Below are 24,843 nucleotides of genomic sequence, written 5' to 3'. Positions count from 1 at the left end.
AGAACGCCCCGTGCGCAAGCTAGCGCAGGAGCCGCTCCAGCGCCCAGTCCCAGCGGATGAGTTCCTGTTCCAGCCGGACGGCCCGGCCGTAAGCATCGCTGCCCAGCTCCTTGTAGACGGCGGATTCCGCCTCGGTCAGCCGGGTCAGGGCGGCCCGCGAGGGGGAGGGCTCGTGTCCCCAGGCGTCACGGTGGGCCAGCAGTGTCTCCTGGTCCATCAGGAGGCTGACCACGTGCGGATGCACCGCGCGCAGCTGATCCAAGATGCGGAAGCCGTGCGTGTCCAGGTCTCCCCAGTAGAGAATTTCGCAGTGCCGCAGCCAGTGCGCTTCACGCAGGGCGGAGAAGCCGTAGCCGCGGCCAAAGAGGGCGACTGTGTCCGGGCGTTCGGGCAGGGCCAGGAAATTGACCAGATTTTCGGTGGCGATGATGGTCCGCACGGGCAGGTGGAGGGACGCGAAGGCCTCGGCCGTGACGGTAATGTCCCGCGCGCTGCCCAGGGCGGGAAGGCCGGGGTCCAGAATGCGGAAGCGGACCTGCTCGGGCGGGTGCGCGAACCCATGCCGGGCAGCGAAGCGTGCTGCCGGGGTTCGTGCGGCGGGATCGCTGAGGAGAGCGTGTCCGGCGGGTCCGCCGGACAGCGCCGCGCCGTTCGGATCGTCGTCGATGGCATTATCGCCGGCCACGTCTTCCCGCAGGGTGGTCCCTGCGTCGTCTTCGGCAGCGTCCAGGCTCCGCAGCGCAGCGGTCATCTCATCGATGATTCGGCGGTGCGTTTCGATGAACTTGGTGTGAACGCCGGGGAGGCTGAGCTGGCGGATGTAGATGCCGGGCGCGGGGTTGTCCCGCAGCCAGCGGGCGGCGCGGGCGGCAGTCAGCGCGGCGCCGTCGAGCTCCAGCAGCTGCAGCGGTCGCTTGGCAACCCAGCTGCCCAACGCGGCGTCGAGCTCGAGGAGCTCCGCGGCCAGTTTCCGGAACCGCGCGGCGTCCTGGGTCCTGCCGGCAAAGGCGATCTCATCCTCCGCGGTGCCGAAGACGGCGGCGGAGGGGAGCGTGTTGGAACCGATGGTGGTGCGGCCGGCCTCCGTGGTTTCCAGCGAGAATTTCCCGGCGGCGGCGAACAGCTCGGCGGCCCAGGCCCGGGCAGCAGGGTAGTCGCTGCGCAGTTCGGCGGCCGTGGGGCGTTTCAGCGCGCGACGGCGGGGATAGGCTTCGGTGGGCTCCACCAGTTCGCGCAGCAGCTGGCCCCTGTCCCACAACCCCTTGGACAGGCCGCGCAGCGTGGCCAGGGTGGTCCAGGAGCGCCGGGGGTCAGCCGGCATGTATGTCCCGCCCGGCAGAGATGTCCGGTTCGGTGCGCCTGTCCCGCTCGGCACGGTATTCCTGGATGGTCATATTGCGCAGCTGCGAATCATTGCCGTTGGGATTGGCCACGAAGCCCACATGGGAAACGAAAGGCTCGATCACGTGGATCTTCTGCAGCGGCGTGACGATCAGCAGCTGCAGTTTCATCCGCTGGAAGAGCTCCAGGCCGTATCTGGCGGATTCGTCGGATCCGCGGCCAAAGGCTTCATCAATGACCACGAAGCGGAAGCTGCGGCCACTGTCCGCAGACCTGCCGGCACCGGGCCGTCCGGCCCCACCACTGGAGCCACGGCCACCGCCGCCCTTGCCCGCGCCGAGCCCGAACTGGAAGGCCAGGGCGGCGGCGAGGATGGTGTAGGCCAGTTTCTCCTTCTGACCGCCGGATTTTCCGCCGGAATCGGTGAAGTGCTCGTATTCCTCGCCGGTTTCCGTCCATTTTTCCGAGGCGGAGAAGGTGAACCAGTTGCGCACGTCCGTGACCTTGGCGGTCCACCTCTCATCCAGCGTGGTGAAGCCGTCGCGCCCCCGGAAGCGCTCGATCAGACGTTCTACCTGCAGGTATTTCTGTTCGGAGTACTGGTCGTCGTCCCCGATGGTCCCCTCCGAACAGGCCCGCAGATCGATGCCGAACTGGCGCACGTCAAGGTCCGTAGTGTTCTGGTGCTCCAGCTGGATGTGCCGGCCGGGGTTGTATTCAATGCCGGCCAGCGAGAGATTGATTTCGCCGATCCGGTTCACAATGTCCTGCCGCCGGCTGTCCAGGAAGGCATTGAACGCCACCACCTCGTGGATGGTGTTCTGGTTCAGCGACTCCTTGAAGTGCGCCTCGAAACGGGGTAGGCCGTTGCTGGCCAGCTCCTCCAGAAGCCTGTCGAATTCGGCGGCAGAGTCCAGTGACGCGTCGATTTCGGTCGTTGCGTTCGGATACTTGTTTCGGAAATCGGCCATTTGACGGACCGTGCCCTCCGCTGCCCGGGCAATGCGTTTGGTCAGTGCATCGATGGTTTCCGTCAGTCCGGTCCGCACGGTGCTCTCCACCGTTGCGGTGTTCCGGTAGGTGAGCGGCTTGCCGGTGAGTTCAGCGGCGGCAAGCCTGGCGACGGCGGCCAGCACGACGCCGTCGCCCGTCAGGGGAGCAGCGGCGAGAACCGTGCGGCACTCTTCGATCGCCTCGGCAATGTCCTTAGCGTCTTTTTCGTTGGCGCCCAGGCGCTGCTGGATTTTCCCCGCCTGCTCTTCCAGCCGTCCCAGCCGGAGCAAGGTATCCGCTTCCTTGGCCGTGAGCTGGGCCAGGACGTCACTGGTGGATTCGAGCTGGCGTTTTTCCTCCCTGAGTTCCTCGATGCGGCGGGCCGTGAGCTGCCAGCCGATCTCGGCGAAATCGGCGACGGAGCGCAGGCTGCCGAGCTGCTGGTTTGCCCGGCCAAGCTTGCCCAGCGACGCGTCCACCTTGGCCAGCTGCGCATCCGTGCCGGCCAGCTGACCGGTGACGTCCTCAAGTTCGGCGTGGAAGCGGCTGATCTTGTCGTGATTGTCCCAGCCGAGCACGTAGTTTTTGCGGTCCGCCAGGTCCTTGCGGTCATCCTTCTCATGCCTGCCCCGGCCTCCCTTGAGCTGGCCGTTGGCGGTCAGCGCCTTGGGATGGCGGCGGAAATCCTCCATGGTGGCGGCACAGAAGTGGTCGAAGCGGCCGGCGAGTTCATCGAGCAGGAAGTCGCGGAAGCCGGTGCCGGCTTTGATGGCGATTTTGGCGGCGAGCGTGCCGGGGGCGGCCGCCTTGGGCGAGTAGGCGTCCTGGATCCGCAGATAGACCAGCCGGCCGCGTAGGTTGTTGCCGTCCACCCAATTGCTGACGGCCGCGTAGTGCTGGTCCGGAACCAGCAGGGAGAGGGCAAAGCCGCGCAGGGTGCGTTCCGCGGCGCCCTCCCACAGGGACTCCCCGTCGCGCACGCGCAGCAGTTCGCCGGCGTAGGCAAGGTCGCTTTCGGCGATGCCGGTGGCCTCGGACAGCCGACGGCGGAGCTCAAGCTGGGCGCGGGGGAGCAGGTTGGTGCGGGCCTGCAGACTGGTCAGATCCGCCGTGAGCTCCGCGGTGCGTCCGGTCAGCTCAGCCCGGGTAATAGTCAAAGCCGTGCGGCTGCCGTGCAGTTTTGCCGTTTTGCCGCCCAGGCCGGCCTCGACCTGGTCCAGGCGTGCGCGGTTGGCATCAAAATTGACGCGGTTTTCGGGCATCTGCAGACCCAGTTCTGCGGCGGCCAGAGCGTAGGTTTCGAAGCGCTGCCGCTGCGTCCGGGATTCACCGGCGAGCCGGGCCACCTCGGCGGCAATGGCCTCCAGCCGGCCACCGCCGTTGCTGCGGATATCCTCCTGGACGCCGGAAAGCTCGTGCCGCAGCGCCGTGATGTCTTCGGTCAGCTTGTTCCTGTCCACTTCCAGCCGGTGGCCGGTCCGTTCCAGCTCGCCCTGGTGTTCGCGGCTCAGCGACAGCCTGCGGTCCGTGAACCAAGGGTGCAGCTGGTCCCGCTGTGCACGGGCCAGCCCATCCTCTGCGCTCAGCCGGGCGTAGGTTGCAGCGCCGTCCCGGATCGGTGTCAACAGCCTGATCTGGTCCTTCGCGCGCAGCACCGCGTCATGGGCCTTCTTGAGGTCATCGAAGTGGTGGATCAGGTTGCCGATCCGGGCGTCGACGTCGTCATCCTGGAGCATGTTGGTGCGCACGAAGGAGGTGATGTTCTCCACCTGCTTCATCGACACCGTGCGGTGGAACAGGTCCATGGCCTGGTTCCCGCCAATGCCAAACTGCCGCTTGAAGGCCGCGGCGTACGGGTCGAAGGAATCGTGGACGGACGCGCCCTGGGCCCGCAGCTTCTTCTTGAGCTTGGCCGGATCCTTGCCGAAGTGGGAGAAGTCCCCCGCAATGGACTGCTCCATTTCGGCGAGTGAGTAGAAGCGGCTCGGCTGTCCGGCCTCCTGGGTGGCCCACAGCGTGACGGCCAGCGTGACGGACTTGCCCAGAACAGCGTTGTGGAAGACGCCCAGGACCACGCTCAGGGCTCCGGTACCGCGCAGAGCGACGGGCTTGGAATGCTCGCCCCCGGCTCCCCGTGTGCTCTTGTGGAAGCCGCGCACGTACGACATCAGGCTGCGTTCCTTCTTCTGAGCACCCGCGGCCTTGTTGTACTCGATCCGGTTCGCCGGCAATAGCAGCGTGGTGATGGCGTCCACCACCGTCGATTTTCCCGAGCCGATGTCCCCGGTCAGTAGACTGTTGTCGCCATCGAGCAGGAACACCCGCACCCCCTCGTGGAACGTGCCCCAGTTCAGCAGCTCCAAACGGTGCAGCCGGAAGCCCGGCTGCATGCCGCCGTCGTCTGTTGTATCTTCAGGCTCCTCAAGGGTGAAGAGACTGTCCTGCAGTTCGGTGGTCATCAGCTCTGCGCCTTCACGGTCTCTTTGGCGGCTGTGTCAAGGGTGGTTTCTCCCGCGCCGCCGCCAAGGGATGCCCTGTAGTCGGCCAGCCTGGCGTCGAATTCTTCAAGCCACTGCGCATCCACGTAGGCCTTAAGGATGCGGGCTACCTCGTAGGTGCCAAGCTGTCCGCGCAGTTTCCGCAGGAAGCCCAACTCCACCACTTTTTTGATGTTGGTGCCGAGCTGGTCAAGAATGCGGGCCTCATTGCTGGATTCCGGGAGGAACACCGCGACCATGTCGGCGATCTCCTGTTCGGTCATAATCAGCCGCAGCTCGCTGCTGTTCGTGTCGAATTCAAGCATCCTCCCGCGCAGCAGTGCCAGCAGCAGGCTGACATTGAAGGTCAGCTGGCGGCGCGGGATCAGTCGGGGCAGCGTGCCGTCGGCGTCCTCGCGGGATCTCAGGAACGCGTACCCCTCCGGCTCGTCCAGGATCAAGTCAAGGCCCAGGACGGCAACGTAATCCCGGACCTGGGAGACCAGTCCCAGCAGCGACTGCCAGAGCCTCTCGTCCCCCTCGGCGTAGACCACTCCCTTGAATAGCCGGGTGACGACGGCGGGAAGTTCCTCCGGCGTGCGGGTAACCTGTTCGGTGCTTGCGTGTTCCTCTGTGCTGGTCATGCAGGCCTTCCAAACACGATCTGGTCAACGGTGGCTTCCCGGATGCTGCCATCGGGCAAGGTCCAGGACAACTGCTCAACGATTCCGGGGTCGATGCTGGCCCAGTCCGAATCCGTAGCCAGCTGGTAGTAGGCCACCAGCTCGGCAAGGCCCTGGGATAGCGGATGCGCGGAGGTGATCTCCTTGAGGGTCGCCTGGCCGGCGTCGGCCAGGACATCGTCGATATTGGCCTTGAGCCGGTCCGGGTCCACGTGGAACTGGCTGAACAGCGCTCCCGCATCCACGTCGGCGTCGTCGGCGGTCACGACGTCGTCGTCCACCACGGTCCGTCGGCTCGGCTCATACAGCGGGCGCTCAAACGGTAACGCGACCTCTACCGACGGCGCCGAGATCCCGGTGAACACGCCGCCCGGCGCCTGCGTTCGCAGGGCGAGGGCGCCGGATTCGATGCTCCGGACCAGCTGCATGATCCGCTTATTTTCCAAGAACACCTTGTCATCCAACAGGCGGCGCATCTGGGCCGACAGCTGCCGGACGGTACCCTGGGTCTGCTCCACGGCCGGCAGCCAATCCTGGTGCAGCGTGGTCACGGCCTGCAGGTTTTCCACACCGGCCAGGGCCTCGATTTTCGTGGCCCGTTCCAATAGGTCCCGCAGCTCCGTGCGAAGCTGCGGGGACATGAGGTAGTCCCAGAAACCCTGGAAGGTGCGGCCCTGCAGCGAACTAGTGATGTCCTGCTGATTGGCGAAGATGGAAACCAGCAGCTCGCCCTGGCTGCCGTCCCAGGTGGCTATCTGTTCCCGGACCTGGCGGTCCAGCTTGCGGAAGTTCTGCTCCACCTCACGGAAGTCCGAGAGCAGGTCCTTGGCCAGCGTGGTCAACTGCTGAAAGTGGTCCAGAGCCTCCGGGGCGCTCATCACCCGGACGTTGCCACTGCGGATCCGTTCCATCTCCGCGTCGATGCCGTCGCGCTGCCGCGCCAGCTCCGCCAGGCGAACCTCCGGGTCCGTCTCGGACTGCTGGACCAGGGTCTTGAGCACCGCGAAGATGCTGGTGAGGCGGGATTGCGTGGCCACGAAGTCCCGGCCGCGCAGGCTCTCCACCCACCGGACCACGTCTTCTGAGGCGGCGGTGAGGTCGTAGCGGGGCTCATCCGCACCGGGTAGATAGTATTTGCGCAGCCAGGCCCGCTCCGGCGCCGCCCAGTCGTCCAGGTACTCCGAGGCCGGGCGCGGGAACCTGTCCTCGCCGAAGGAATCACGGAGGCCGAACAGCAGGTCGTCGAGGGCGTCGATCAGCTGCTGGCGGCCGATGTTGCGCTGGTTCGGCCCGGTGAAGGCCGCCATGAAAAGACATACCGCCAGCGGGGCGTTTTGGGCGCGGAGCAGGGACCACCCGGCGTGGTTTTCACGCAGCGCATTTATCGCGTAGTAGTCCATTTTGTTCCTCTGCGGCTGCTGCCCGGTTCCCGGCTCTGTGCCTGCTTCCATGCTAATGGACACCCGCTGCGGCCGCCGCGGTCCTCGGTGCCGCACCCGTAAAAGACCGGCGCACCTGCTGTAGCAGCCGCGTCCGTCTAAACCGGGGGCGGCCATTATGGACGACGTAGGGGACCTTGCCGAGATTCGGGCGATCGCGCAGGATATGGCCGCGTTGCATGAGGGGTGAGGTCTACCGGCTGCCCGCGCGCGGAAGGGGCCACGAACAGCAGGGCCGGCGCTACGCCGTCGTGCTGCAGCCGGACTGGCTCACGCTCAGTACCTGGATCGTTGCCTCCACCAGCACCAGCGCACAGGTGACCAGTTTTTTTGGCCGCTGGTGTCCGTCGCCGGGCCGGCTTTCTGACCGTCGAGGAGATGCAACGGGTCGACGAGGCCCTCGCACGGGTCGTGGACCTGTAGCGGATCTTTGCCCCGCGCCTAAGGGGGCCGTTGCCCTGAACGCGATGACGTCGTCGTCCTGCAGGTTGGTTCCCTCACGACGATCGAGGGACGGGCCAGCGGAACGGTCCGCCAGTCGGAGCATCAGGCTGAAACTGAGGCTACATTCCCGCTGCCGGCCCAGCCGCTGTCGCCGGCGCCCGCCGCCGCGTTTTCCTGCAGCCATCGCCGGTGTCCGACCAGCGTTACCGCGGAGGCAAGTACGGCGGAGATGGCCAGGCCCATCCACAAGTGCAGGTGCAGTGCGGCGGCCCCGGCTATGGCACCGAGCATGATCAGGCCGATGGTCAGCGCGCGCCGGACCCAGTGCGGGCTTTTCCCGCCGGCGAGGCGCGATTCGGAGGCGAGGCCGGTGATGGTGGAGGTGACCACGACGGTGGTGATTTCGGCAACCTTGAGCCGCTTGGCGGTGGCGGCCTGGATGCCCATAGTCAGGGCGAGCACCGAAGTGGTGATGCTGCCGAGAAGTTCATTCCCCTGCACCGGGGAGAAGCCGACGAAAAATGCCAAAGCGGTGATGCCAGCCGCCGTCATCAACAGGGCCACGGACGTGCGGTGTGACCAGCCCTCGGGGGCGTTGCGCAGGGCGCGGCCGGCCAGGGCCGCTCCAAGCATGAAGAAGAGCAGCGCCAGCGCCGGGCGAAGGATGGGCAGATGGGCGCCGCCAGCGAAGGCCATGCCGAGCAGGACGACGTTCCCGGTCATATTTCCGGTGAAGACCCGGTCCAACCCTAGGTAGCCGACGGCGTCCACGACGCCGGTGGAAAAGGTCAGGGTAAGCATCAAGCACAGGTGCAAACGCGCTGTGGAGACGGAAAAGTTCGATTTCACGGCAGGATCCTCAGTCAGGTCTTGTAATTACTGAATACAAAGTTTAGGTTCTTAGGAACGATTGTATGCAATGTCACAAACCTTAGATCGATCGAGGCCCGTATGCCGCTCGGACCACCAATTTGTCCTTCCCCGGGCTGGGCATCCAGCCGCCCACGCCAAGCCTGGCAATCATGCTCTCGGACGCGCAGCAGTATATTTTCCGCTCTCCGACGGCCGCGATCTTCCCCGGTATCGGCATTGCCGTGATCTGCCTGGCTTTCAACCTCTTCGGGGATGCCCTGCGCGACGCCCTGGACCCCACCAAAACCAGCCGAAAGAAACCTTAATGGCCTTCACAGCACCTGATTCGTTTACCACCCGCCCCACGCTTCAGGGCACCTTCGGTATGAGCGCCTCAACACACTGGCTGGCGACGGCGACCGCCCAGGCGGTGCTGGAGCGCGGCGGGAACGCCTTCGACGCGGCGGCAGCGGGCGCATTTGTCCTGCACGTGGTCGAGCCCCACCTCAATGGTCCCGGCGGAGACATGACGGCCGTCTTCGCCACCGCGGAGAATCCCGCCGAGCCCACGGTCCTGATGGGGCAGGGGCCGGCTCCGGCGGGGGCGACGCCGGAGCACTACCGGGCCCTGGGGCTGGACATGGTTCCCGGTGCCGGCGGCCTCGCTGCCGCGGTGCCGGGAGCGGTAGATGGCTGGTTGACGCTGCTGCGTGACCACGGCACCTGGGAATTGGCTGACATCCTGGCCTTTGCCATTAGCTACGCGCGCAACGGGCACCCGGCCCTGGCCCGAGTGGGCAGCACCATTGCGTCGGTGGCGGAACTGTTCACCGAGCACTGGCCCACCTCGGCGGCACTATGGATGCCCGACGGGCGGATCCCCGAGGAAGGGGAGATGCTAAAAAATGAGGCCTACGCGCAGGTGCTGGACCGCCTGATCGCGGCGGCAACGCAGGGCACAGTGACATCGCGTGAAGCGCGCATTGACGCGGCCCGGACCGAATGGCGTCAGGGTTTCGTGGCGGCGGCCGCGGCCGCCTTCACGCAGATCCCGCACCGGCACTCCTCCGGCGCGGACCTGGCCGGCGTGATGACGGAAGCGGACTTTGCGGGTTTCACCGCCGGTTACGAGCCTGCCACCGTGCTGGAATTCCGCGGCTACACGATCGCCAAGACCGGTCCCTGGGGCCAGGGACCTGCGCTGCTGCAGACGCTGGCCATTTTGGACGGTTTCCCGGACGACTACCTGGACCCTTCCACCGCGCTGGGCGCCCACACCATTCTGGAGGCACAGAAGCTCTCCATTGCTGACCGGGAGTCCTACTACGGGGATTCCAACGTCAGCATGGACTCTTTGCTGAGCAAGGAATACGCGGCCGTCCGCCGCGCCCAGATCGAAGAACACGCATCCCACGAGTTCCGCCCCGGGTCCCTTCCCGGACATACCGTTTTCACCCCGCCGCTGCGTATCGAGTACCTGCCGCCGGTGCTGGCCGGCAACGCAGAAGCCCCGGGCAGGGCGAACGGCAGCGACACCACGTTCGCCGGCGTGGGCGAGCCGACGGTGCTGGACACCGGGGAGACGCGCGGTGACACCTGCCACATCGACGTGGTGGACCGCTGGGGCAATATGATCTCCGCGACCCCCTCCGGCGGCTGGCTGCAGTCTTCCCCCACCATCCCCGAGCTGGGCTTTGCGCTCGGGTCCCGGCTGCAGATGACCTGGTTGGAGGACGGCTCGCCCTCCACACTCACTCCGGGTAAGAGGCCGCGGACCACTTTGACACCCACCCTGGTACTCAAGGACGGCCAGCCGGTGGCAGCTCTGGGGTCCCCGGGCGGGGATCAGCAGGATCAGTGGCAGCTGCTGTATCTGCTGCGGACCATCGTCGGCGGGTACACGCCGCAGCAGGCAGTGGATGCCCCCGCCCTGCACACCACCAGCATTCCAGGCTCTTTCTTCCCCCGCACCTGGACCCCCGGCGGTGCCGTGGTGGAGGACAGGTTGGGCGAGGACGTCATCGCTGAGCTGGAGCGGCGGGGGCATCTGATCACCCGGGCCGGCGACTGGGCGCTGGGCAGGCTCTCGTCCGTCGTCCGGGATCCGCACACGGGCGTACTGAAGGCGTCCGCCAATCCAAGAGGCGCGCAGGGATATGCAGCAGGACGCTGAAACAGCACGGGACGCCGGAAACGGCGGGACCGCACCATCGCGCTGGCGGGCGAGCCGGAACTGTTGATCGTCGACGAGCCGACCTCGGCGCTGGACGTCACCGTGCAGCGGCAGATCCTGAACCAGCTGCAGACGCTGGTGGACGCGCGCGGCACCTCCCTGCTGTTCGTCACGCACGATCTGGGGCTCGCCGCGGACCGCACCGACCGCATCATCGTGATGTCCGAGGGGCGGATCGTGGAGGTCGGCATTCCGGCGCAGATTCTGCTCGCGCCCCGCGAGGAGTACACACAGCGTCTGGTTGCCGCAGCCCCCTCGGTCGCCGCGACGGCAGCGGGGGCCGTGGCGCCGTCGTCGTCCGTTCCGACCGCGGCGCTCGACGGCGGCACGTCCGAACCGGGTGCCGCCGAACCGATTCTTTCCGTGCGGAACCTACGCAAGGAGTTCCGGCTGAGGGGTCAACGCGGCTCCCTGGTGACCGCGGTCGACGACGTCAGCTTCACCGTTGCGCGCGGCACGACGACGGCGGTAGTTGGGGAGTCTGGGTCCGGCAAGACCACGGTAGCCAGGATGATTCTGGGGCTGGAGGATCCGACCGGCGGCGAGGCCCTGATCGAGGGCAAGAGCATCACCGGCAGCAACGCCGGCGACCGGCGGGGGCTGCTGCGGAAGGTACAGCCGGTTTTCCAGGATCCTTACGGGTCCCTGGACCCGACGTTCAGCATCGAGCGGCTGATCGATGAGCCGCTGCGCATCTTCAAGGTCGGCGGCAAGGAGAGCCGGCAGCAGCGGGTGGCGGAACTGCTGGACCAGGTGGCACTGCCGCGCACCGTGGCCCAGCGCCGCCCCAATGAACTCTCCGGCGGGCAGCGCCAGCGCGTGGCGATTGCCCGGGCGCTGGCACTGGAGCCGGAGTTGACATACCTCTTCATCACCCACGATCTGGCCGTCGTCCGGCAGATTGCCCACAATGTGGTGGTGATGAAATCCGGTAAAGTGATCGAAAACGGCGATGTGGATCAGGTCTTCCTCGCGCCCCGAGACGATTACACGAAGGAGCTACTTGGAGCGATCCCCGGTGCCGCGTTCGCCAGCTAAGGACATGCCCGCGCCGAAGCAGCGCGTTCAGGACGAGATTCGCCGCGATATCATCTCAGGCACGCTTTCCGCCGGGACACGCATCACCGAGGCCTCGCTTGGTGAAAAATACGGCATCTCCCGGGTGCCGGTCCGCGAGGCCCTGCACGCACTGGAAGCCGAGGGCTTCGTCAAATCCAAACCCTATGCCGGCTCCACCGTCGCGGCGATTCCGGTGGACGACGCGGACGACCTGTTTGCCGTCCGGGAGGCCCTTGAGGCGGCAATCGCACGGCGGGCCGCCAAGCAGGCCGCGGCACAGTTTTCCGCAGGTGTCCCCGACGGGAACTGGTGGAAAACGCGCAAGGACATCGCGGAAATTCTTGATGCCGGTGACGCCGCCATATTCGACGACACCCTGAACCTCCTGCCCGAGCTCAACGTCCGCTTTCACCTCGGCGTCGCCGAGTTGAGCGCAAGCGCATCGCTCACCGCACTACTGCGTCAGATTGCCGGAAAAATTGAATGGCTGTACGCCGCCGACGTCGGCTCGCGGGGCCGGCAGGCGTGGAGCGAACACCGTTCCATCATGGCTGCGATCGACGCCGGCGACGTTTCCGCGGCGGAACAGCGGATGGGCGGCCACGTGCACAAGTCCAGGACCGGTTACATGGACAGGTTTTCGCCCCCGGTCCCGAGTGAACGAGCGTGTTCTTGACTAAGCACTATCCGGCTGCTGCGACAGGGGCTGTTGAGCTGGCGCTGTTGAGAAACGCCTGTTGAGAAATGGATTCCTTCTTGGCCCGGATGCACCTGCAACCTGATCTTCGAGCAGCGCCGGCAGCGGATAGCTGATTTCCATCAGCGGGGACGGGGTTGTCCGCTCTGCTCCGCGTGGATGATCGCTTGACGGATGAGTTCCGGTAAACCGCCCGGCATCCCTTGGCCGCGGAAAATCTGCAGTCTGCGCATGCTGCTTCGCCCTTCAGCGCCCAGCAGTGCGGTCGGATCGGGGAGTTCAGCGCCCTGGTAGAAGAAGACGTTGATCCAGTCGCGGGCGGTATAGATTTTGACAATCGCGTGGCCGCGCAGGCTGAAGTACGGGTGGCCCCACTTGATGAATTCGTCCAGTACGCCGGCTCCGCGGATCATCATGATGACGGCTTCGGCGCTCTGACGGGGCCACGGGTCGGGCAGGTTGTCGAGATAGCGGACGACTGTGGACTTCATGAGTCAGCGCTCAGACCGGAGACCGGCTCACGCTCCGAAAGTAACGGCTCCAGCCGGTGCTCCGAATAGATTACGAAGGTCATATATTCATCCTACGGAGCCGCACCCGCTACATTGCGGCGTCATTTTGCCCGCACCAAGAGCACCGCCGGCGGGCGATGCGCGGGTGGTATTGCTTGCCATACAAGACCCCGGGAATTGCGGTGCTTCTCCGGGGCTGTTCAACCGGTGCCCGTACGGATGGCGCGTGGTAGCGTGCGAAGAATGAGCTCTGATCTTCTGGCGCGCCTGCACGGTGTCGTTCCGGCCGACCGGATTCTGACCGATGGGCCCTCACTGCTGGAATACAGTCACGACGACGCCGAGTGGGCTGACTTTGTGCCACCGCTGGCGGTGATCCGGGTCGCAACGACCGAAGAGGTCGCGGACGTGGTTCGGATTGCGGCAACGGAGAAGGTCCGCGTGGTCACCCGGGGTGCCGGAACAGGATTATCCGGCGGGGCTAATGCCGTCGCGAACTCCCTGCTGGTCTCGCTGGAGCTCATGACAGCCATCCTGGAAATCAATGCCGACGAGCGGTTCGTCCGGACGCAGGCCGGGGTGATTAATGATCGGCTTCGTGCGGCTGTCGCTGTGGAGGGACTCTGGTACCCGCCGGATCCGGCCAGTTACAAGATTTCCACCATCGGCGGCAATATTGCCACCAACGCCGGCGGGTTGTGCTGCGTCAAGTACGGCGTAACCCGGGATTACGTACTGGGTCTGAAAGTGGTGCTTGCCGACGGATCGGTGGTGGACCTTGGCAGGCGGACCGCCAAGGGCGTCGCCGGATACGATCTGACCGCCCTCATGGTCGGTTCGGAGGGGACGCTGGGCATCATCACCGAAGCGACCCTAAAGCTCTTGCCGCTGGCGGGGCGGGAAAACCGGGCTGTCGCGGGCTACTTCGCCGATTTGGTGGACGCCGGGCGCGCCGTGGCGGCCGTCAGCCGGGCCGGGATCATTCCCGCCGCGTTGGAGCTGGTGGACCGGACGTGTCTGCAGGCGGTGGACGATTGGCAGCACCTGGGACTCTCCCAGGAGGGCGGCGTGCTCCTGCTGGCATCGGTGGACGAACCGGGGACCAGGGGAGAGGAATTGACCGAGGCGCTGCATGCGATCTTTACCGCTGCGGGAGCAACCAAGGCGGAGCGGTCGCTCAGCGCCGAGCATGCCGAGGAATTGTTTCTGGCCCGCCGGCTCGCCTACCCGGCACTGGAGCGGCTTGGCCCCGTCCTCACCGAGGACGTCTGCGTGCCGCGGACCGCTGTGCCGGAAATGCTTCGCCGGATCGAAGACACCGCGCGGCGCTTCGATACCAAGATCGCCAACATAGCCCACGCCGGAGACGGCAACCTGCACCCGCTGATCATTGCCCCCGTGGACGACGACGGCGCCAAGTCGCGCGCGAAAGGCGCGTTCGACCAGATCGTGGCGGACGCACTGGAACTGGGCGGAACGACGACGGGTGAACACGGCGTCGGGCTGTTGAAGCTGCCGGGAATGCTCGCGGAGTTTGCACCGCGCGTGATCGGGATGCACCGCAGCATCAAGGCAGCACTGGATCCGGCGGGACTGCTCAATCCCGGAAAGGCGTTCCCCTCGTAGGATCAACCGCCGGGCCGGGCCGGAAGTCCGACGGGTCGTGGCAGATGCGCAGCACCTCGGTAATGGTGTCCGGGTCATTGGTCGTCAGCGCCTCAAGAATGCGCCGGTGGTCAAGCGCCACCTTGGCCTGATGCTCCGGGCCCTGCCGGTAGGTCATGGTGATCCGGCGCTGGACCGGATGTTCCCACATGCTGGCGAGCGTGCTGCGCAGGTATTCGTTGGGGCACGGTTCGATCAGGGCGGTGTGGAACTGGCGCCCCAGCTGGAACAGCCCGGCGGCGTCGGACGGTTCCACGGTCTCAAATTCATCAATCATGGCGCGCAGCCGGACCAGCTGGCCCGGGGAGTGCTTGCCACAGGACTGTCGGGCAGCCAGGGCTTCGAGCGTGTAGCGCACCTCATAAACATCCTTGACGTCCTGATCGGTGAGCTCGTTGACGATGTAGCCGTGGCCCGGGACCAGGGTAGCCAGGCCAGCCTGGGTGATCTGGGTCAGTGCATCGCGGACGGGTGTGCGGGAAACGCCGTACTGCGCGGCGACCTGCTCCTGGACCAGCGCCGAGCCGGGGGCAAACTTACCGTCGATGATGTCGGAGCTGATCTGCTCATAGACGCGGACAGCCAACGGACGGGGATCGCTCGTCCTGATGGTGCTGGGCATTGATGCCATTCGGATTCTCCGATTGTGGTGGAGGGTCGGCTCCGTTAAGGACTGTCGTCAGCGTAGGCCGGTTGTCAAAGTCTAGTGCGCGCCGCCCTGGCGGGAATTGCCCCGACGGTGAGCAACCTCACAAAATTTCTTGACCCTCCTGTATTCGCCGTATACAGTGTATACACCCGAGCAAGGAGGCTTGAAATGTACGTTTTGAATACGTGGTATGTAGCCGCATGGTCCACCGACGTAACCCGCAAACCGGTGCGCCGGGTCATCTGTGAACAGCCGATTGTGCTGTTCCGGACCCAGGACAACACTGCTGTTGCGCTCGCTGACCGTTGCGCCCACCGCGCTTTTCCCCTTTCCGAGGGCCGCACCATTGGCGATTCGGTGGAGTGCGGTTACCACGGCTTTACGTACGGGGCCGACGGCGTCTGCACCAAGGTGCCCGCGCAGACCACAATCCCGGAACGGGCGCGCGTACGTAAGTACCCGATCGTGGAGAAGGACGGCTGGATCTGGGTCTGGACGGGGGACGCCGAGCTGGCTGATCCGGCGGACGTGCCGGACACGCACTGGATGGTGGATCCGGAATGGGCCACGGTGACGCACTCATATCACTTCAAGTGCCGTGCCGACCTGATTCACGACAATCTGCTGGACCTCACCCACGAGTCCTTCCTGCACAAAACCACCGTCGGCGATGACTACATTTACGAACACGGCATCACGGTTGAAGTGGAAAATAACGTGGTCAGCGTCGATCGGCTGATGCCTTCCGTGGTGGCGCCGCCGCTGTACGCGGACACCATGGACGCGCGCGGCCTTTTTGACCGCTTCCACTGCACCGAGTTCTTCGTCCCTAACCTGCACGTGCTGCACTCGGGCATCACCGGCGAGGGGCGCCCGCGTGAAGAGGGCTACCTGATCAAGGTGCTCAACGGCATCACGCCGATCGATGAGCACAATTCCTGGTACTACTACGCGTTCAGCCGCAACTTCGCCATCGATGATGCACAGGCCACCGCGGACCTGCACGTTGGTCTGGCCACCGTACTGGATGAAGACGCCTCAGCCCTTGAAGCCCAAGAGATTGGCATGCAGGACCGCCCTGCCGGCGAGTTCGACGTCCTGATTGCCCAGGACGGTGGCGTGGCCAAGGCCCGGCGCATTCTGGCCGCACTCCTGAAGAAAGAACAGCAGCAGAAAGAAAAACCGAAGAATGGACAAACCGTCGCTGCTCCGGTGGCAACCCGGGAGCCTGCTGCTCCCCGGTCGGCTTAGGGGACGATATGTGGATGCTTGTGCGGGCCAATGCCCTGGGAATAGAGACGCAGCCGGAGCGCGGCACCAGGACGCTTGCGGCTTCGCCGGACACCGCCGAACGCGGGGACCCGTGGCGCTGGACCATCAGCCTGGATGAAACCGGTGCCCGGCCAGGCGTTGAAGTCAGCGCCGACCCGGACCACATCCGGCCGGAAACCCAGCAGTACAGCAACGGTTACACGGGACTCCTGAATCGCCCGGCGGGCACGCAACTGGTGGTGGCCGCACTGGCGGGGGAGGCCTTGGTGGCTTCGGCCGAAGGTCCATGGGAACGCTGGCTGCGGCCCGGCGATGTGTTCGTCGTGGAGGGTGAGGACGACGAAACGCTCCGGCTTTCGCTGCCCGCCGGCGAGGCTCGTGTGGACGTCGTTTCCCTGGCCCCGGTGCGCGCGCACGCCCTGCGTTGGGTACCCTGATGCCAGGCACCACAATCATGGCTACAGCTGATGGGCCCGCGGGAGCCAGCGCGGCCGCGGGTGTCAGCGTGGCGGGCATCGACTTCTCCCGCACCGGCCGGCAGCTCGGATATGGGCAGGTGGTACATTCCGACAATGTCTACGACGGCTCGGTCATCCCAGTGCCGGTCGCAGTGCTCAGTTCCGGCGCCGGCCCCACGGTGCTGCTGGTCGCCGGCACGCACGGGGACGAATACGAGGGCCAGATCCTGCTGCATGAGCTGATCCGCAGCGTCGATCCGCACCGCCTCACCGGCACCCTGATCATGGTTCCTTCCGCCAATTACGCCGCAGTGCTGGCCGGCAGCCGGGTTTCCCCGGTGGACCAGGGCAATCTGAACCGCAGTTATCCAGGGGATGCCTGCGGCGCCCCCACCGGCCAGGTGGCCCACCTGATCAGCCGCGGCCTGCTGCCCAGGGCCGACGTCGTCGTCGACCTGCACTCCGGCGGCACCAACTCCATCTACGTGCCCAGCATGTTCTTGTACCGCGGCCCGGATGAGGCGCTGTGGGCACAAAAGGTCGCGGCCGCGCGCAGCATGGCACTGCCCTACACCATGGTGGTGCCGCCGCGGCTGGAGCCCGGTTCCCTGAGCACCGCAGGCGACGACGCCGGCATTCTGACGCTGTCCACCGAACTTGGCGGCGGCGGGACGGTGGATCGCGGGGTGCTGGCCCGGGCACGGGACGGTCTCGCCGCGCTGCTGGCGAGCACCGGCGTCATGCCGCTGGCCGGCACGGATGAGTCCTGCGTGCCGGTCAGTGCTCCCGTACGGCCGGAGACCGTTTGGATCGAACTGGTGGACGGGTCCGCCGTCACCACCACCGCGGGCGGTCTGTTCGAGCCGCTGGTTGATCTGGGCCAGCGTGTGCTGGCCGGGGACGAGGTAGGCCGCGTGCATTTTGTAGACGAGCTTGAGCGCCAACCCAAGGTTTTCCACGCCTCCGTCGACGGCGTGGTGGCTATCATCCGCCGACCCACTCTGGTGCGGCCGGGCTGTCATCTGGCTCAGGTGGCCCCACTCTGCGCCGAACCGGAACTTTAATTCCTCCGCACCATCCGATCTCCCAGGCTGCACCACGAAAGGCAAAACAATGCGTTTTACCCACAAAGCGGTACTGCTCCTCACCGCAGGAGCCACTCTCTTGGCCGCCAGCGGCTGCACCACGGCGTCGATCGATGAATCCGCCGCGAGCGGCCAGCCGGCCGCGGCTGCTTCAAAAACCGCAGTCAGCGTCAACGAACAGGCCCGGGCGCTGCTGCCGGCCGCGGTCCGGGACAAGGGAACCCTCGTCATCGGCTCCGACCCTACCTACCCGCCGTTCGAGTACTTCGACACAGACAACAAGACAATGATCGGCTGGGATGTCGATATGGGAGACGCTCTGGCGCAAACGCTGGGATTGAAGGCCGAGCACGTGGCGGCCACCTTTGACACGATCCTGCCCGGTTTGACGTCGCAGAAGTACGACGCAGGCATGTCCGCTTTCTCCATCACGGAGGAGCGGAAGAAGGCGGTTGACTTTGTTCCTTACATGGACGGCGGATCCGGAATAGCCGTCGCGCCCGGAAACCCGCAGCAGCTCTCCATGAAGGCGGAGACGTTGTGCGGCAAGAAGGTCGCGGCGCAGAAGGGCTCGAGCCAGTCCCTGGACGTCATGCCGGCGCTGTCCAAGGAATGCACCGACGCCGGGAAGCCGGCCATTGACGCCCAGCTGTTCCCCGCGCAGACGGATGCCAATCTTGCCCTGACCTCTGGACGGGTGGACGGCGTGATGGCCGACAGCGTCTCGCTGGCGTACCAGGGAACGTTGGCCGGGAAAAAGTTCGAACTGGCCGCCGGAGAGGACTACCAGCCGGAGCCGGTGGGCGTTGCGCTGCCCAAGGATTCCGCACTGCGTCCGGCCATCGAGGCGGCCATGAAAGCGATTGTCGGCAGCCCGGCCTACGGCGAGATCAACGCCAAGTGGTCGATTCCGGCCAGCACCACCATCACGGTTGACAAGGTCACCGCTAAGTAGCGTGGAAAAGACAGGATAGGAAATTCGCATGAGTACCCAGATAACCGTGGCCGACGAAGTGCCCGCGAGGACACGGGACCACTACACCATTGTGAAGGCCAAGCACCCCGGAAGGTGGGCGTCCGCCGTCCTCATCCTTGCTGTATTTGCGGTGCTGCTGCAATCGGTCTTCACTAATCCGAGGTTCGGCTGGGGGACAGTGGGGAAGTACCTGCGGGACGTATCGATCATCAACGGCATCGGCGTCACCTTGATGCTCACGGTGGTCTGCATGGCCATCGGTGTGGTGATCGGCGTGGTGCTGGCCGTCATGCGGCTCTCGCTGAACCCGGTGGTGCGGACGGCGGCCTTTGGGTATGTCAACTTCTTCCGCGGCACCCCGGTGCTGGTGCAGCTGCTGTTCTGGTACAATCTGGCCGCACTGTACCCCTTGATCAGCTTTGGGATTCCCGGGGTGGCGCTGAACGCCAACCAGCTCATCACCCCGATCTTCGCGGCGATACTGGGCCTGGGGCTCAACCAGGGTGCCTACATGTCGGAAATTGTCCGGGCCGGGATTCTCTCCGTTGACAATGGCCAGCTGGAGGCGGCCGGGGCGCTGGGCATCAACCGGCTGCACACGCTGCGGCGGATCATCCTACCGCAGGCCATGCGGGTGATTATTCCGCCGACGGGTAATGAAACCATCGGCATGCTCAAAACCACGGCCCTGGTCAGCGTCATCTCCGTACCTGAGCTGCTCTACTCCTCGCAGATCATCTACGCGCGCACGTTCCAGACCATCCCGCTGCTGATCGTGGCCAGCTTGTGGTACATCGTGGTGACCTCCGTCCTGAGCGTGGGGCAGTACTACCTGGAACGCCGCTACGCCAAGGGCGGCCAGCGGAACCTGCCGCTGACGCCGCTGCAAAGGATCACCCTCTTCTTCAACACCCATGACCGGCTGGCCCGGAAAGGCGGAAAACTGTGAGCGCGACGGCAAGCCAACCTCTCCTTTCTCAGTCGGCGACGCCGATGGTCAGAGCGGACGGAATTGAGAAGAACTACGGCAAACTCCAGGTGCTAAACGGGATCGATTTGGAAGTGCAGGCCGGCGAGGTAGTCTGCCTGATCGGCCCGTCAGGATCCGGCAAAAGCACGTTCCTGCGTTGTATTAACCATCTGGAGGGTATCGACGGCGGACGTATGTGGGTCGACGGCAAGGTGATGGGGTATGACATCAAGGGCACGCGGTTGCATGAGCAGAAGGACAGCGAGGTCTGCCGGAACCGGACGGGAATCGGCATGGTATTCCAGCACTTCAATCTCTTTCCGCATATGAGCGTGCTGGAGAACCTGATGGAGGCGCCGCGGCTGGTGCTCAAACAGAAACGCTCCATTGTCAGGGAGCGGGCCCTGAAACTGCTCGACGCTGTGGGTCTGGCGGACAAGGCCGATGCCTTCCCCCGCCAGCTTTCCGGCGGCCAGCAGCAGCGGGTCGCGATCGCCCGGGCCCTGTGCATGGAGCCTAAGCTGATGCTCTTTGACGAGCCGACGTCCGCCCTTGACCCGGAGTTGGTGGGGGAAGTCCTGAAAGTTATCAAGGACCTGGCTCAGTCCGGAATGACCATGGTGGTGGTGACACATGAGATGAATTTCGCCCGCGACGTTGCGGACCGAGTGGTGTTCATGGCGGACGGCGTGATCGTTGAACAGGGCCCCGCGCGGGACGTCATCACCAATCCCCAACACCCGAGGACCAAGGCCTTCCTGGCCTCGGTCCTGTAAGACCGGACACCGAAAGTAAGAGTCATGAAACTAACAGAGTTCTTTGACGTCACTGTCAGCGCCATCAACCGCGAATCAGATTGTGTTCTCTCCCTTGTGTTGACGCACCCGCTGGAGGAGGCCCTGCCGGAATGGGAACCCGGCGCACACGTTGACGTGCTGCTGCCTAACGGCGTACTGCGTCAGTACTCGCTCTGCTCCGAGCCGGGAAACTCCCACTGGCGTATCGCCGTCCTGCGCGAACCCAACGGACGAGGCGGCTCCGCGTACGTCCACGATGAGCTACAGCCGGGATCGAAGGTCCAGATCAGGGCGCCCCGGAACAACTTTGCGCTTGCAGCCGCCAACGAGTATGTCTTCATTGCCGGTGGCATCGGCATCACGCCGATTTTGCCGATGATCCGCCGGGCGGCGGAAGGCTCGGTGCCTTGGCGTTTGGTGTATCTGGGGCGCAGCCGGAAGAGTATGGCGTTCCTGGATGAGCTTGAGGCCTACGGCCCCAACGTGCACATCCATGCTGACGACGAAAACGGACTCTTTCCGCTGGCGGACCTCCTCAATACCGCGGACGCCGGGTTCCATCTCTACACCTGCGGACCGGGGCCGCTGCTAAAGGTCATCCAGTCCATGACGGACTCCTGGGCGGACCAATCACGCTTCCACTTTGAGAAGTTTGTGCCCGATCCGGCGGATGCCGCCGCGGCCGCTCCGGTGGCGGGCGACCACGCCTTCACCGTGGAACTCGCAGATGGGACCGAGGTGGAGGTGGGCGCCGATACCAGCATCCTGAAGGCCCTGGAGGACGCCGGCGTGCCGGTGCTCAGCTCCTGTCGCGAGGGGATCTGTGGCACCTGCGAAACAACGGTGCTGGCGGGGGAGATCGACCACCGGGACAGCCTGCTCTCCGAGGACGAGCGGGCAGCCATGGATACCATGATGATCTGTGTCTCACGGTGCCGGGGTCGGCGGTTGGTCCTGGAGGCCTGACTGCTTCCGGCTGGCGGCGGCCTATGGCCTGTACCGAGGGCGTGAACTTCTTCACCGAGGCAAGGTCGTCACCCCGCGCTGGCTCGATCCCAGCCACGGCGGGATCAGCCTCGGCTTTTTGCAGAATGATTAGTCCGGCCCCGCCACTGACTGAAAAAAGGAACAAGCCATGACTATCCCCGTCGAACCGGACACGGCTGTTTCGGACGCCGGCGCAATTCACATCGACCAGGCTGCAGCCCAACGTGCTTACGATCTGGACCGCAAGCACGTTTTCCACTCGTGGTCCGCCCAGGATCTGATCAACCCGATGGTGATCAGCGCCGCGCAGGGGTCCTATATCTGGGACGGACGCGGCAATAAATTATTGGACTTTTCCTCCCAGCTGGTCTACACGAACATAGGTCATCAGCATCCGCGGGTTACGGCGGCCATCGCGGCACAGGCCAAAAGATTATGCACCATTGCACCGAGCTATGTGAACGACGCCCGTTCCGAGGCTGCCCGGCTGATTGCCGCGCGCACGCCCGGAAACCTGGACAAGATCTTCTTCACCAACGGGGGAGCAGATGCCAATGAACACGCCGTGCGAATGGCAAGGCTGCACACCGGTCGGCACAAGGTGCTCTCCGCCTACCGGTCCTATCACGGGGGCACGGAACTCGCGGTGAACATCACCGGGGATCCGCGCCGCTGGCCCAGCGACACCGCCACCGCAGGGACCATCCATTTCTTCCCGCCCTACCTGTACCGGTCGGCGTTCCACTCAAGCACCGAGGAGGAGGAGGGCCAGCGCGCGCTGGAACATCTGGAGCAGGTGATCCGCCTTGAGGGGCCGGACACCATTGCGGCCATCATGGTCGAATCCATTCCCGGCACGGCGGGAATCTACCTCCCCCCACCGGGCTATCTGCAGGGCGTTCGTGAGCTGGCAACGCAGTTTGGCATTGTCTTTATCGCAGACGAGGTAATGTCGGGGTTCGGCCGCAGCGGCAAGTGGTTCGCCGTCGAGCATTTCGATGTGGCACCGGACCTGCTCACCTTCGCCAAGGGTGTGACCTCGGGCTACGTTCCATTGGGGGGCGTAGCCATCAGCCCGGAGATCGCGGCGACCTTCGGCAAGCGCGTTTACCCCGGCGGGCTGACCTACTCCGGTCACCCGCTTGCCTGCGCCGCCGCCGTCGCCACCCTCGACGCAATGGAGGATGAGCACATCGTGGAAAACGCCGCCGCCATTGGCGACACAGTGATCGGACCGGCGCTGCAGGCGTTCGCCAGCCGGCACCGTGTGATCGGCGAGGTCCGCGGGAGGGGCGTCTTCTGGGCCATTGAACTGGTCAAGGACCGCCGGACGCGGGAGCCCCTTGCTGCCTACGGCGGCTCCAGTCCCGAGATGAACCAGGTGATAACCGAAGCGAAGTCCCGCGGCCTGCTGCTGTTTTCAAATTTCAACCGGATCCATGTGGTGCCTCCCTGCAATATCAGTGCAGAAGACGCCCGACTGGGTCTGACTATCGTTGACGAAGTGCTGGATATCGCCGACGGATTTGCCGCCTAAGCGCGGATTCGCCGTGCGGGCCGTGCCGTGCGTTGGCCTCGGGTACGCTCCCCGAGTGGCTGCCCAAGAGGCGCTACCGTGGACCGTTCCCTACGCTACGGCGGAGCCGGCGCAGCTGAACCCTGCTGCGCGCAGCGCAGGGTCAGCCGATACCGTCACACTCAGACCCGACGCCGTCTTACTCGCAGCCGACACCGTCGCCGTCGCGATCCAAAGCGGACCGATAGCCTGGCTGACCGATGAGTATCGGAGCCGCGCCGGCGGCCCGGACAGCGGCGCAATTCGCATAATAAGCAGGTGCCGGCGGGACGGGCGCGGGCGGGACGGGCGCGGGCTGGACGACTGGTGCCGGCGGGACGACTGGTGCCGGCGCGGCGGGGGCGGGCTGTGCGGGTGCCGGCGCGGCTTCCTGCACCTGGGCCGGGGCGGCTTGATCCGTCGGCACCAACATTTGCGCACAATCGGCGAGGATGCCGGCCATGGCATCATGTTCGGCTTGCGTAACCCACAGTCCGTAGGTTGCCTTTACCGAGATCTGCCTCGATACGTAGTCGCAGCGGTAGCTCTTCGCCGGTGGCAGCCAGGTGGCCGCGTCGCCGTCGCTCTTCTTCTGGTTTGTAGGACCGTCAACGGCCAGCAGGTTTAACGGATCGTTGGCCAGCGCGGTCCGCTGCGCGAGCGTTAGCTGCTGCGCACCCTTTTGCCATGCGTCGCTAAGCGCCACGACGTGGTCAATCTGGACGGCGGTGCTCGTAACCGCCCCACGTGTAAAGGGGATGACGGTTGCGGTGTACGGATCCTGCAAGGTCCCGGTCAGGATCAGGCAATCCCGGGTGCCGGCCTTGGCGGTGACGCCGGTCAGATCCCGTTTGAGAATGTCATTGCGGGTATCGCATCCGTTGTGATCCACATCCGCCCACGCCGGGCCGAACTGCGTCCGGGCATAGCCGGTCTTCGGTGCCCTTCCCTTAACAGCAAGGGTGGACAGGACCGCTAAGGCTTTACTGCCACTGGCGGGCTGGGCCTTGGGGGCTGTTGCAGCGGCCAGTTCTACAACCGGGACAACGTCCGGGTCCAGCGGAGTTGCGTCCGGAGCTGCGGCAGGAGCTGAGGCAACAACCGTGGGCGACGGCGTCGAGCTGGCGCTAGTGGGCGCGGAAACTGCCGAGGTGGGCGCGGCAGCGCTGCTCACACCTCCGCAGCCCGACAGCACCAGCAATAGCGCACCACAGCCAAAGATTACGGACCGCCACCGGTTTCCCGAACGGAAGTGACCTCGAGCGTGCTGTGCAGAGTCGCTATTCATTTGTCCCCCAAGTAAGTACGTCAATGTATCAACAGGATATCGCCCCGCAACGGGACCGGTGGAGGAGGAGTTTGCTGTGCGGGGTGGTGGGGTGTTGGTTTGGTGTTTTGGGTGGTTGGGGGGTAGTGTTTCTCTAGTTGCCGCCGTTCTGGTGGGACGGACCCCCACATTTTCTGCGGATGTTTTGTCCGGTGATTTTGTGTCGCTTGTTTTTTGTGGTGTGTGGGTGGGTTTGGGTTTGTTGGGTGGGTCGGTTAGCCGATTTGCGTGGCGGGCGTTGATCCGGTAAGTTAGACAAGTTGCTCCGGAGCGAGACGGTTGTTTTTGGTCGTTGAGTGCGGGTGCGTCTGTTGTTTGAGAACTCAATAGTGTGCCAAGTTTTGTCGATACCGATTATTTTTATTGGTTGAG

The 24,843-nt window shown here is 65.0% G+C and carries 20 protein-coding genes and 2 pseudogenes; 14 read left to right on the top strand and 8 right to left on the bottom strand.

The annotated features are described in order from the left end of the window. Nucleotides 1-19: 19 nt before the first annotated feature. Genes OS914_RS13295 through OS914_RS13280 form a run of 4 tightly spaced genes read right to left on the bottom strand, consistent with a single transcriptional unit; the run spans nucleotide 20 to nucleotide 6,945 of the window. Nucleotides 20-1,321: a Wadjet anti-phage system protein JetD domain-containing protein gene (locus tag OS914_RS13295; protein WP_267546541.1), complete on the bottom strand. Its 1,302-nt coding sequence runs from the start codon at nucleotides 1,319-1,321 to the stop codon at nucleotides 20-22. Further along, nucleotides 1,311-4,793 carry an ATP-binding protein gene (locus OS914_RS13290; RefSeq protein WP_267546540.1) on the bottom strand — a complete coding sequence of 1,161 codons (3,483 nt, stop codon included), beginning with the start codon at nucleotides 4,791-4,793 and terminating at the stop codon, nucleotides 1,311-1,313. The genes OS914_RS13295 and OS914_RS13290 overlap by 11 nt, the downstream gene beginning before the upstream one ends. Then, on the bottom strand, nucleotides 4,793-5,455 hold the full coding sequence (locus OS914_RS13285) for a DUF4194 domain-containing protein (protein ID WP_267546539.1): 663 nt from the start codon (nucleotides 5,453-5,455) through the stop codon (nucleotides 4,793-4,795). The genes OS914_RS13290 and OS914_RS13285 overlap by 1 nt, the downstream gene beginning before the upstream one ends. Next, nucleotides 5,452-6,945, bottom strand: coding sequence for a DUF3375 domain-containing protein (locus OS914_RS13280; protein WP_267546538.1), 1,494 nt, complete (start codon nucleotides 6,943-6,945; stop codon nucleotides 5,452-5,454). The genes OS914_RS13285 and OS914_RS13280 overlap by 4 nt, the downstream gene beginning before the upstream one ends. 167 nt (nucleotides 6,946-7,112) lie before the next feature. Here OS914_RS13280 and OS914_RS18265 point away from each other — a divergent pair. Continuing rightward, nucleotides 7,113-7,238 (top strand): annotated as a pseudogene (locus OS914_RS18265) (type II toxin-antitoxin system PemK/MazF family toxin); the annotation flags it as partial. A gap of 241 nt (nucleotides 7,239-7,479) precedes the next feature. Here OS914_RS18265 and OS914_RS13275 read toward each other — a convergent pair. Further along, on the bottom strand, nucleotides 7,480-8,226 hold the full coding sequence (locus tag OS914_RS13275) for a YoaK family protein (RefSeq protein WP_267546537.1): 747 nt from the start codon (nucleotides 8,224-8,226) through the stop codon (nucleotides 7,480-7,482). Between the two features lie 173 nt (nucleotides 8,227-8,399). Here OS914_RS13275 and OS914_RS13270 point away from each other — a divergent pair, with 173 nt between their 5' ends. From OS914_RS13270 to OS914_RS13255, 4 genes and pseudogenes are all read left to right on the top strand, one after another. Then, on the top strand, nucleotides 8,400-8,555 hold the full coding sequence (locus OS914_RS13270) for a hypothetical protein (protein WP_267546536.1): 156 nt from the start codon (nucleotides 8,400-8,402) through the stop codon (nucleotides 8,553-8,555). Further along, a complete protein-coding gene (locus OS914_RS13265) occupies nucleotides 8,555-10,402 on the top strand; it encodes a gamma-glutamyltransferase family protein (RefSeq protein ID WP_267546535.1) in 1,848 nt (615 codons plus the stop codon). The genes OS914_RS13270 and OS914_RS13265 overlap by 1 nt, the downstream gene beginning before the upstream one ends. Before the next feature lie 414 nt (nucleotides 10,403-10,816). Further along, a pseudogene (locus OS914_RS13260) lies at nucleotides 10,817-11,500 on the top strand (ABC transporter ATP-binding protein); the annotation flags it as partial. A gap of 4 nt (nucleotides 11,501-11,504) precedes the next feature. Further along, nucleotides 11,505-12,197 (top strand): GntR family transcriptional regulator, encoded by a 693-nt coding sequence (locus tag OS914_RS13255; protein WP_267546533.1) that lies wholly within the window; start codon nucleotides 11,505-11,507, stop codon nucleotides 12,195-12,197. Nucleotides 12,198-12,340: 143 nt separating this feature from the next. On the opposite strand, the gene OS914_RS13250 is transcribed toward OS914_RS13255, so the two are convergent. Further along, nucleotides 12,341-12,709: a DUF1801 domain-containing protein gene (locus OS914_RS13250; RefSeq protein WP_267546532.1), complete on the bottom strand. Its 369-nt coding sequence runs from the start codon at nucleotides 12,707-12,709 to the stop codon at nucleotides 12,341-12,343. Nucleotides 12,710-12,973: 264 nt separating this feature from the next. Between OS914_RS13250 and OS914_RS13245 the strand changes: the two genes are divergently transcribed. Next, nucleotides 12,974-14,356 carry an FAD-binding oxidoreductase gene (locus OS914_RS13245; protein WP_267546531.1) on the top strand — a complete coding sequence of 461 codons (1,383 nt, stop codon included), beginning with the start codon at nucleotides 12,974-12,976 and terminating at the stop codon, nucleotides 14,354-14,356. On the opposite strand, the gene OS914_RS13240 is transcribed toward OS914_RS13245, so the two are convergent. After that, nucleotides 14,328-15,026 (bottom strand): GntR family transcriptional regulator, encoded by a 699-nt coding sequence (locus OS914_RS13240; RefSeq protein ID WP_267546530.1) that lies wholly within the window; start codon nucleotides 15,024-15,026, stop codon nucleotides 14,328-14,330. The genes OS914_RS13245 and OS914_RS13240 overlap by 29 nt on opposite strands. Nucleotides 15,027-15,212: 186 nt before the next feature. Between OS914_RS13240 and OS914_RS13235 the strand changes: the two genes are divergently transcribed. From OS914_RS13235 to OS914_RS13200, 8 genes are all read left to right on the top strand, one after another. Beyond that, the gene (locus OS914_RS13235; protein ID WP_267546529.1) at nucleotides 15,213-16,295 is read left to right on the top strand and encodes an aromatic ring-hydroxylating dioxygenase subunit alpha; all 1,083 of its coding nucleotides are present in this window, start codon (nucleotides 15,213-15,215) and stop codon (nucleotides 16,293-16,295) included. Nucleotides 16,296-16,303: 8 nt separating this feature from the next. Continuing rightward, nucleotides 16,304-16,753, top strand: coding sequence for a hypothetical protein (locus OS914_RS13230; RefSeq protein WP_267546528.1), 450 nt, complete (start codon nucleotides 16,304-16,306; stop codon nucleotides 16,751-16,753). Nucleotides 16,754-16,770: 17 nt separating this feature from the next. Beyond that, nucleotides 16,771-17,838, top strand: a complete 1,068-nt coding sequence (locus tag OS914_RS13225; RefSeq protein WP_267546527.1) for a M14 family metallopeptidase — start codon at nucleotides 16,771-16,773, stop codon at nucleotides 17,836-17,838. Between the two features lie 49 nt (nucleotides 17,839-17,887). Beyond that, nucleotides 17,888-18,814 carry an ABC transporter substrate-binding protein gene (locus OS914_RS13220; RefSeq protein ID WP_267546526.1) on the top strand — a complete coding sequence of 309 codons (927 nt, stop codon included), beginning with the start codon at nucleotides 17,888-17,890 and terminating at the stop codon, nucleotides 18,812-18,814. 28 nt (nucleotides 18,815-18,842) lie between these two features. Next, a complete protein-coding gene (locus OS914_RS13215; RefSeq protein ID WP_267546525.1) occupies nucleotides 18,843-19,784 on the top strand; it encodes an amino acid ABC transporter permease in 942 nt (313 codons plus the stop codon). Nucleotides 19,785-19,828: 44 nt separating this feature from the next. Continuing rightward, a complete protein-coding gene (locus OS914_RS13210; protein ID WP_267546594.1) occupies nucleotides 19,829-20,581 on the top strand; it encodes an amino acid ABC transporter ATP-binding protein in 753 nt (250 codons plus the stop codon). A 24-nt stretch (nucleotides 20,582-20,605) separates the two neighbouring features. Further along, nucleotides 20,606-21,568 carry a PDR/VanB family oxidoreductase gene (locus tag OS914_RS13205; protein ID WP_267546524.1) on the top strand — a complete coding sequence of 321 codons (963 nt, stop codon included), beginning with the start codon at nucleotides 20,606-20,608 and terminating at the stop codon, nucleotides 21,566-21,568. A 169-nt stretch (nucleotides 21,569-21,737) separates the two neighbouring features. Next, entirely contained in the window at nucleotides 21,738-23,126 is a 1,389-nt protein-coding gene (locus tag OS914_RS13200) for an aspartate aminotransferase family protein (protein ID WP_267546523.1), read from the top strand. A 178-nt stretch (nucleotides 23,127-23,304) separates the two neighbouring features. Here the strand turns inward: OS914_RS13200 and OS914_RS13195 are convergent, their stop codons facing one another. Further along, nucleotides 23,305-24,318 carry a GmrSD restriction endonuclease domain-containing protein gene (locus OS914_RS13195; protein ID WP_324290662.1) on the bottom strand — a complete coding sequence of 338 codons (1,014 nt, stop codon included), beginning with the start codon at nucleotides 24,316-24,318 and terminating at the stop codon, nucleotides 23,305-23,307. Between the last annotated feature and the right edge of the window lie 525 nt (nucleotides 24,319-24,843).

The sequence above is a fragment of the Arthrobacter endolithicus genome, from assembly GCF_026627425.1.
GTDB lineage: Bacteria > Actinomycetota > Actinomycetes > Actinomycetales > Micrococcaceae > Arthrobacter_M.
This window is presented reverse-complemented; position numbering and strand designations above follow the sequence as displayed.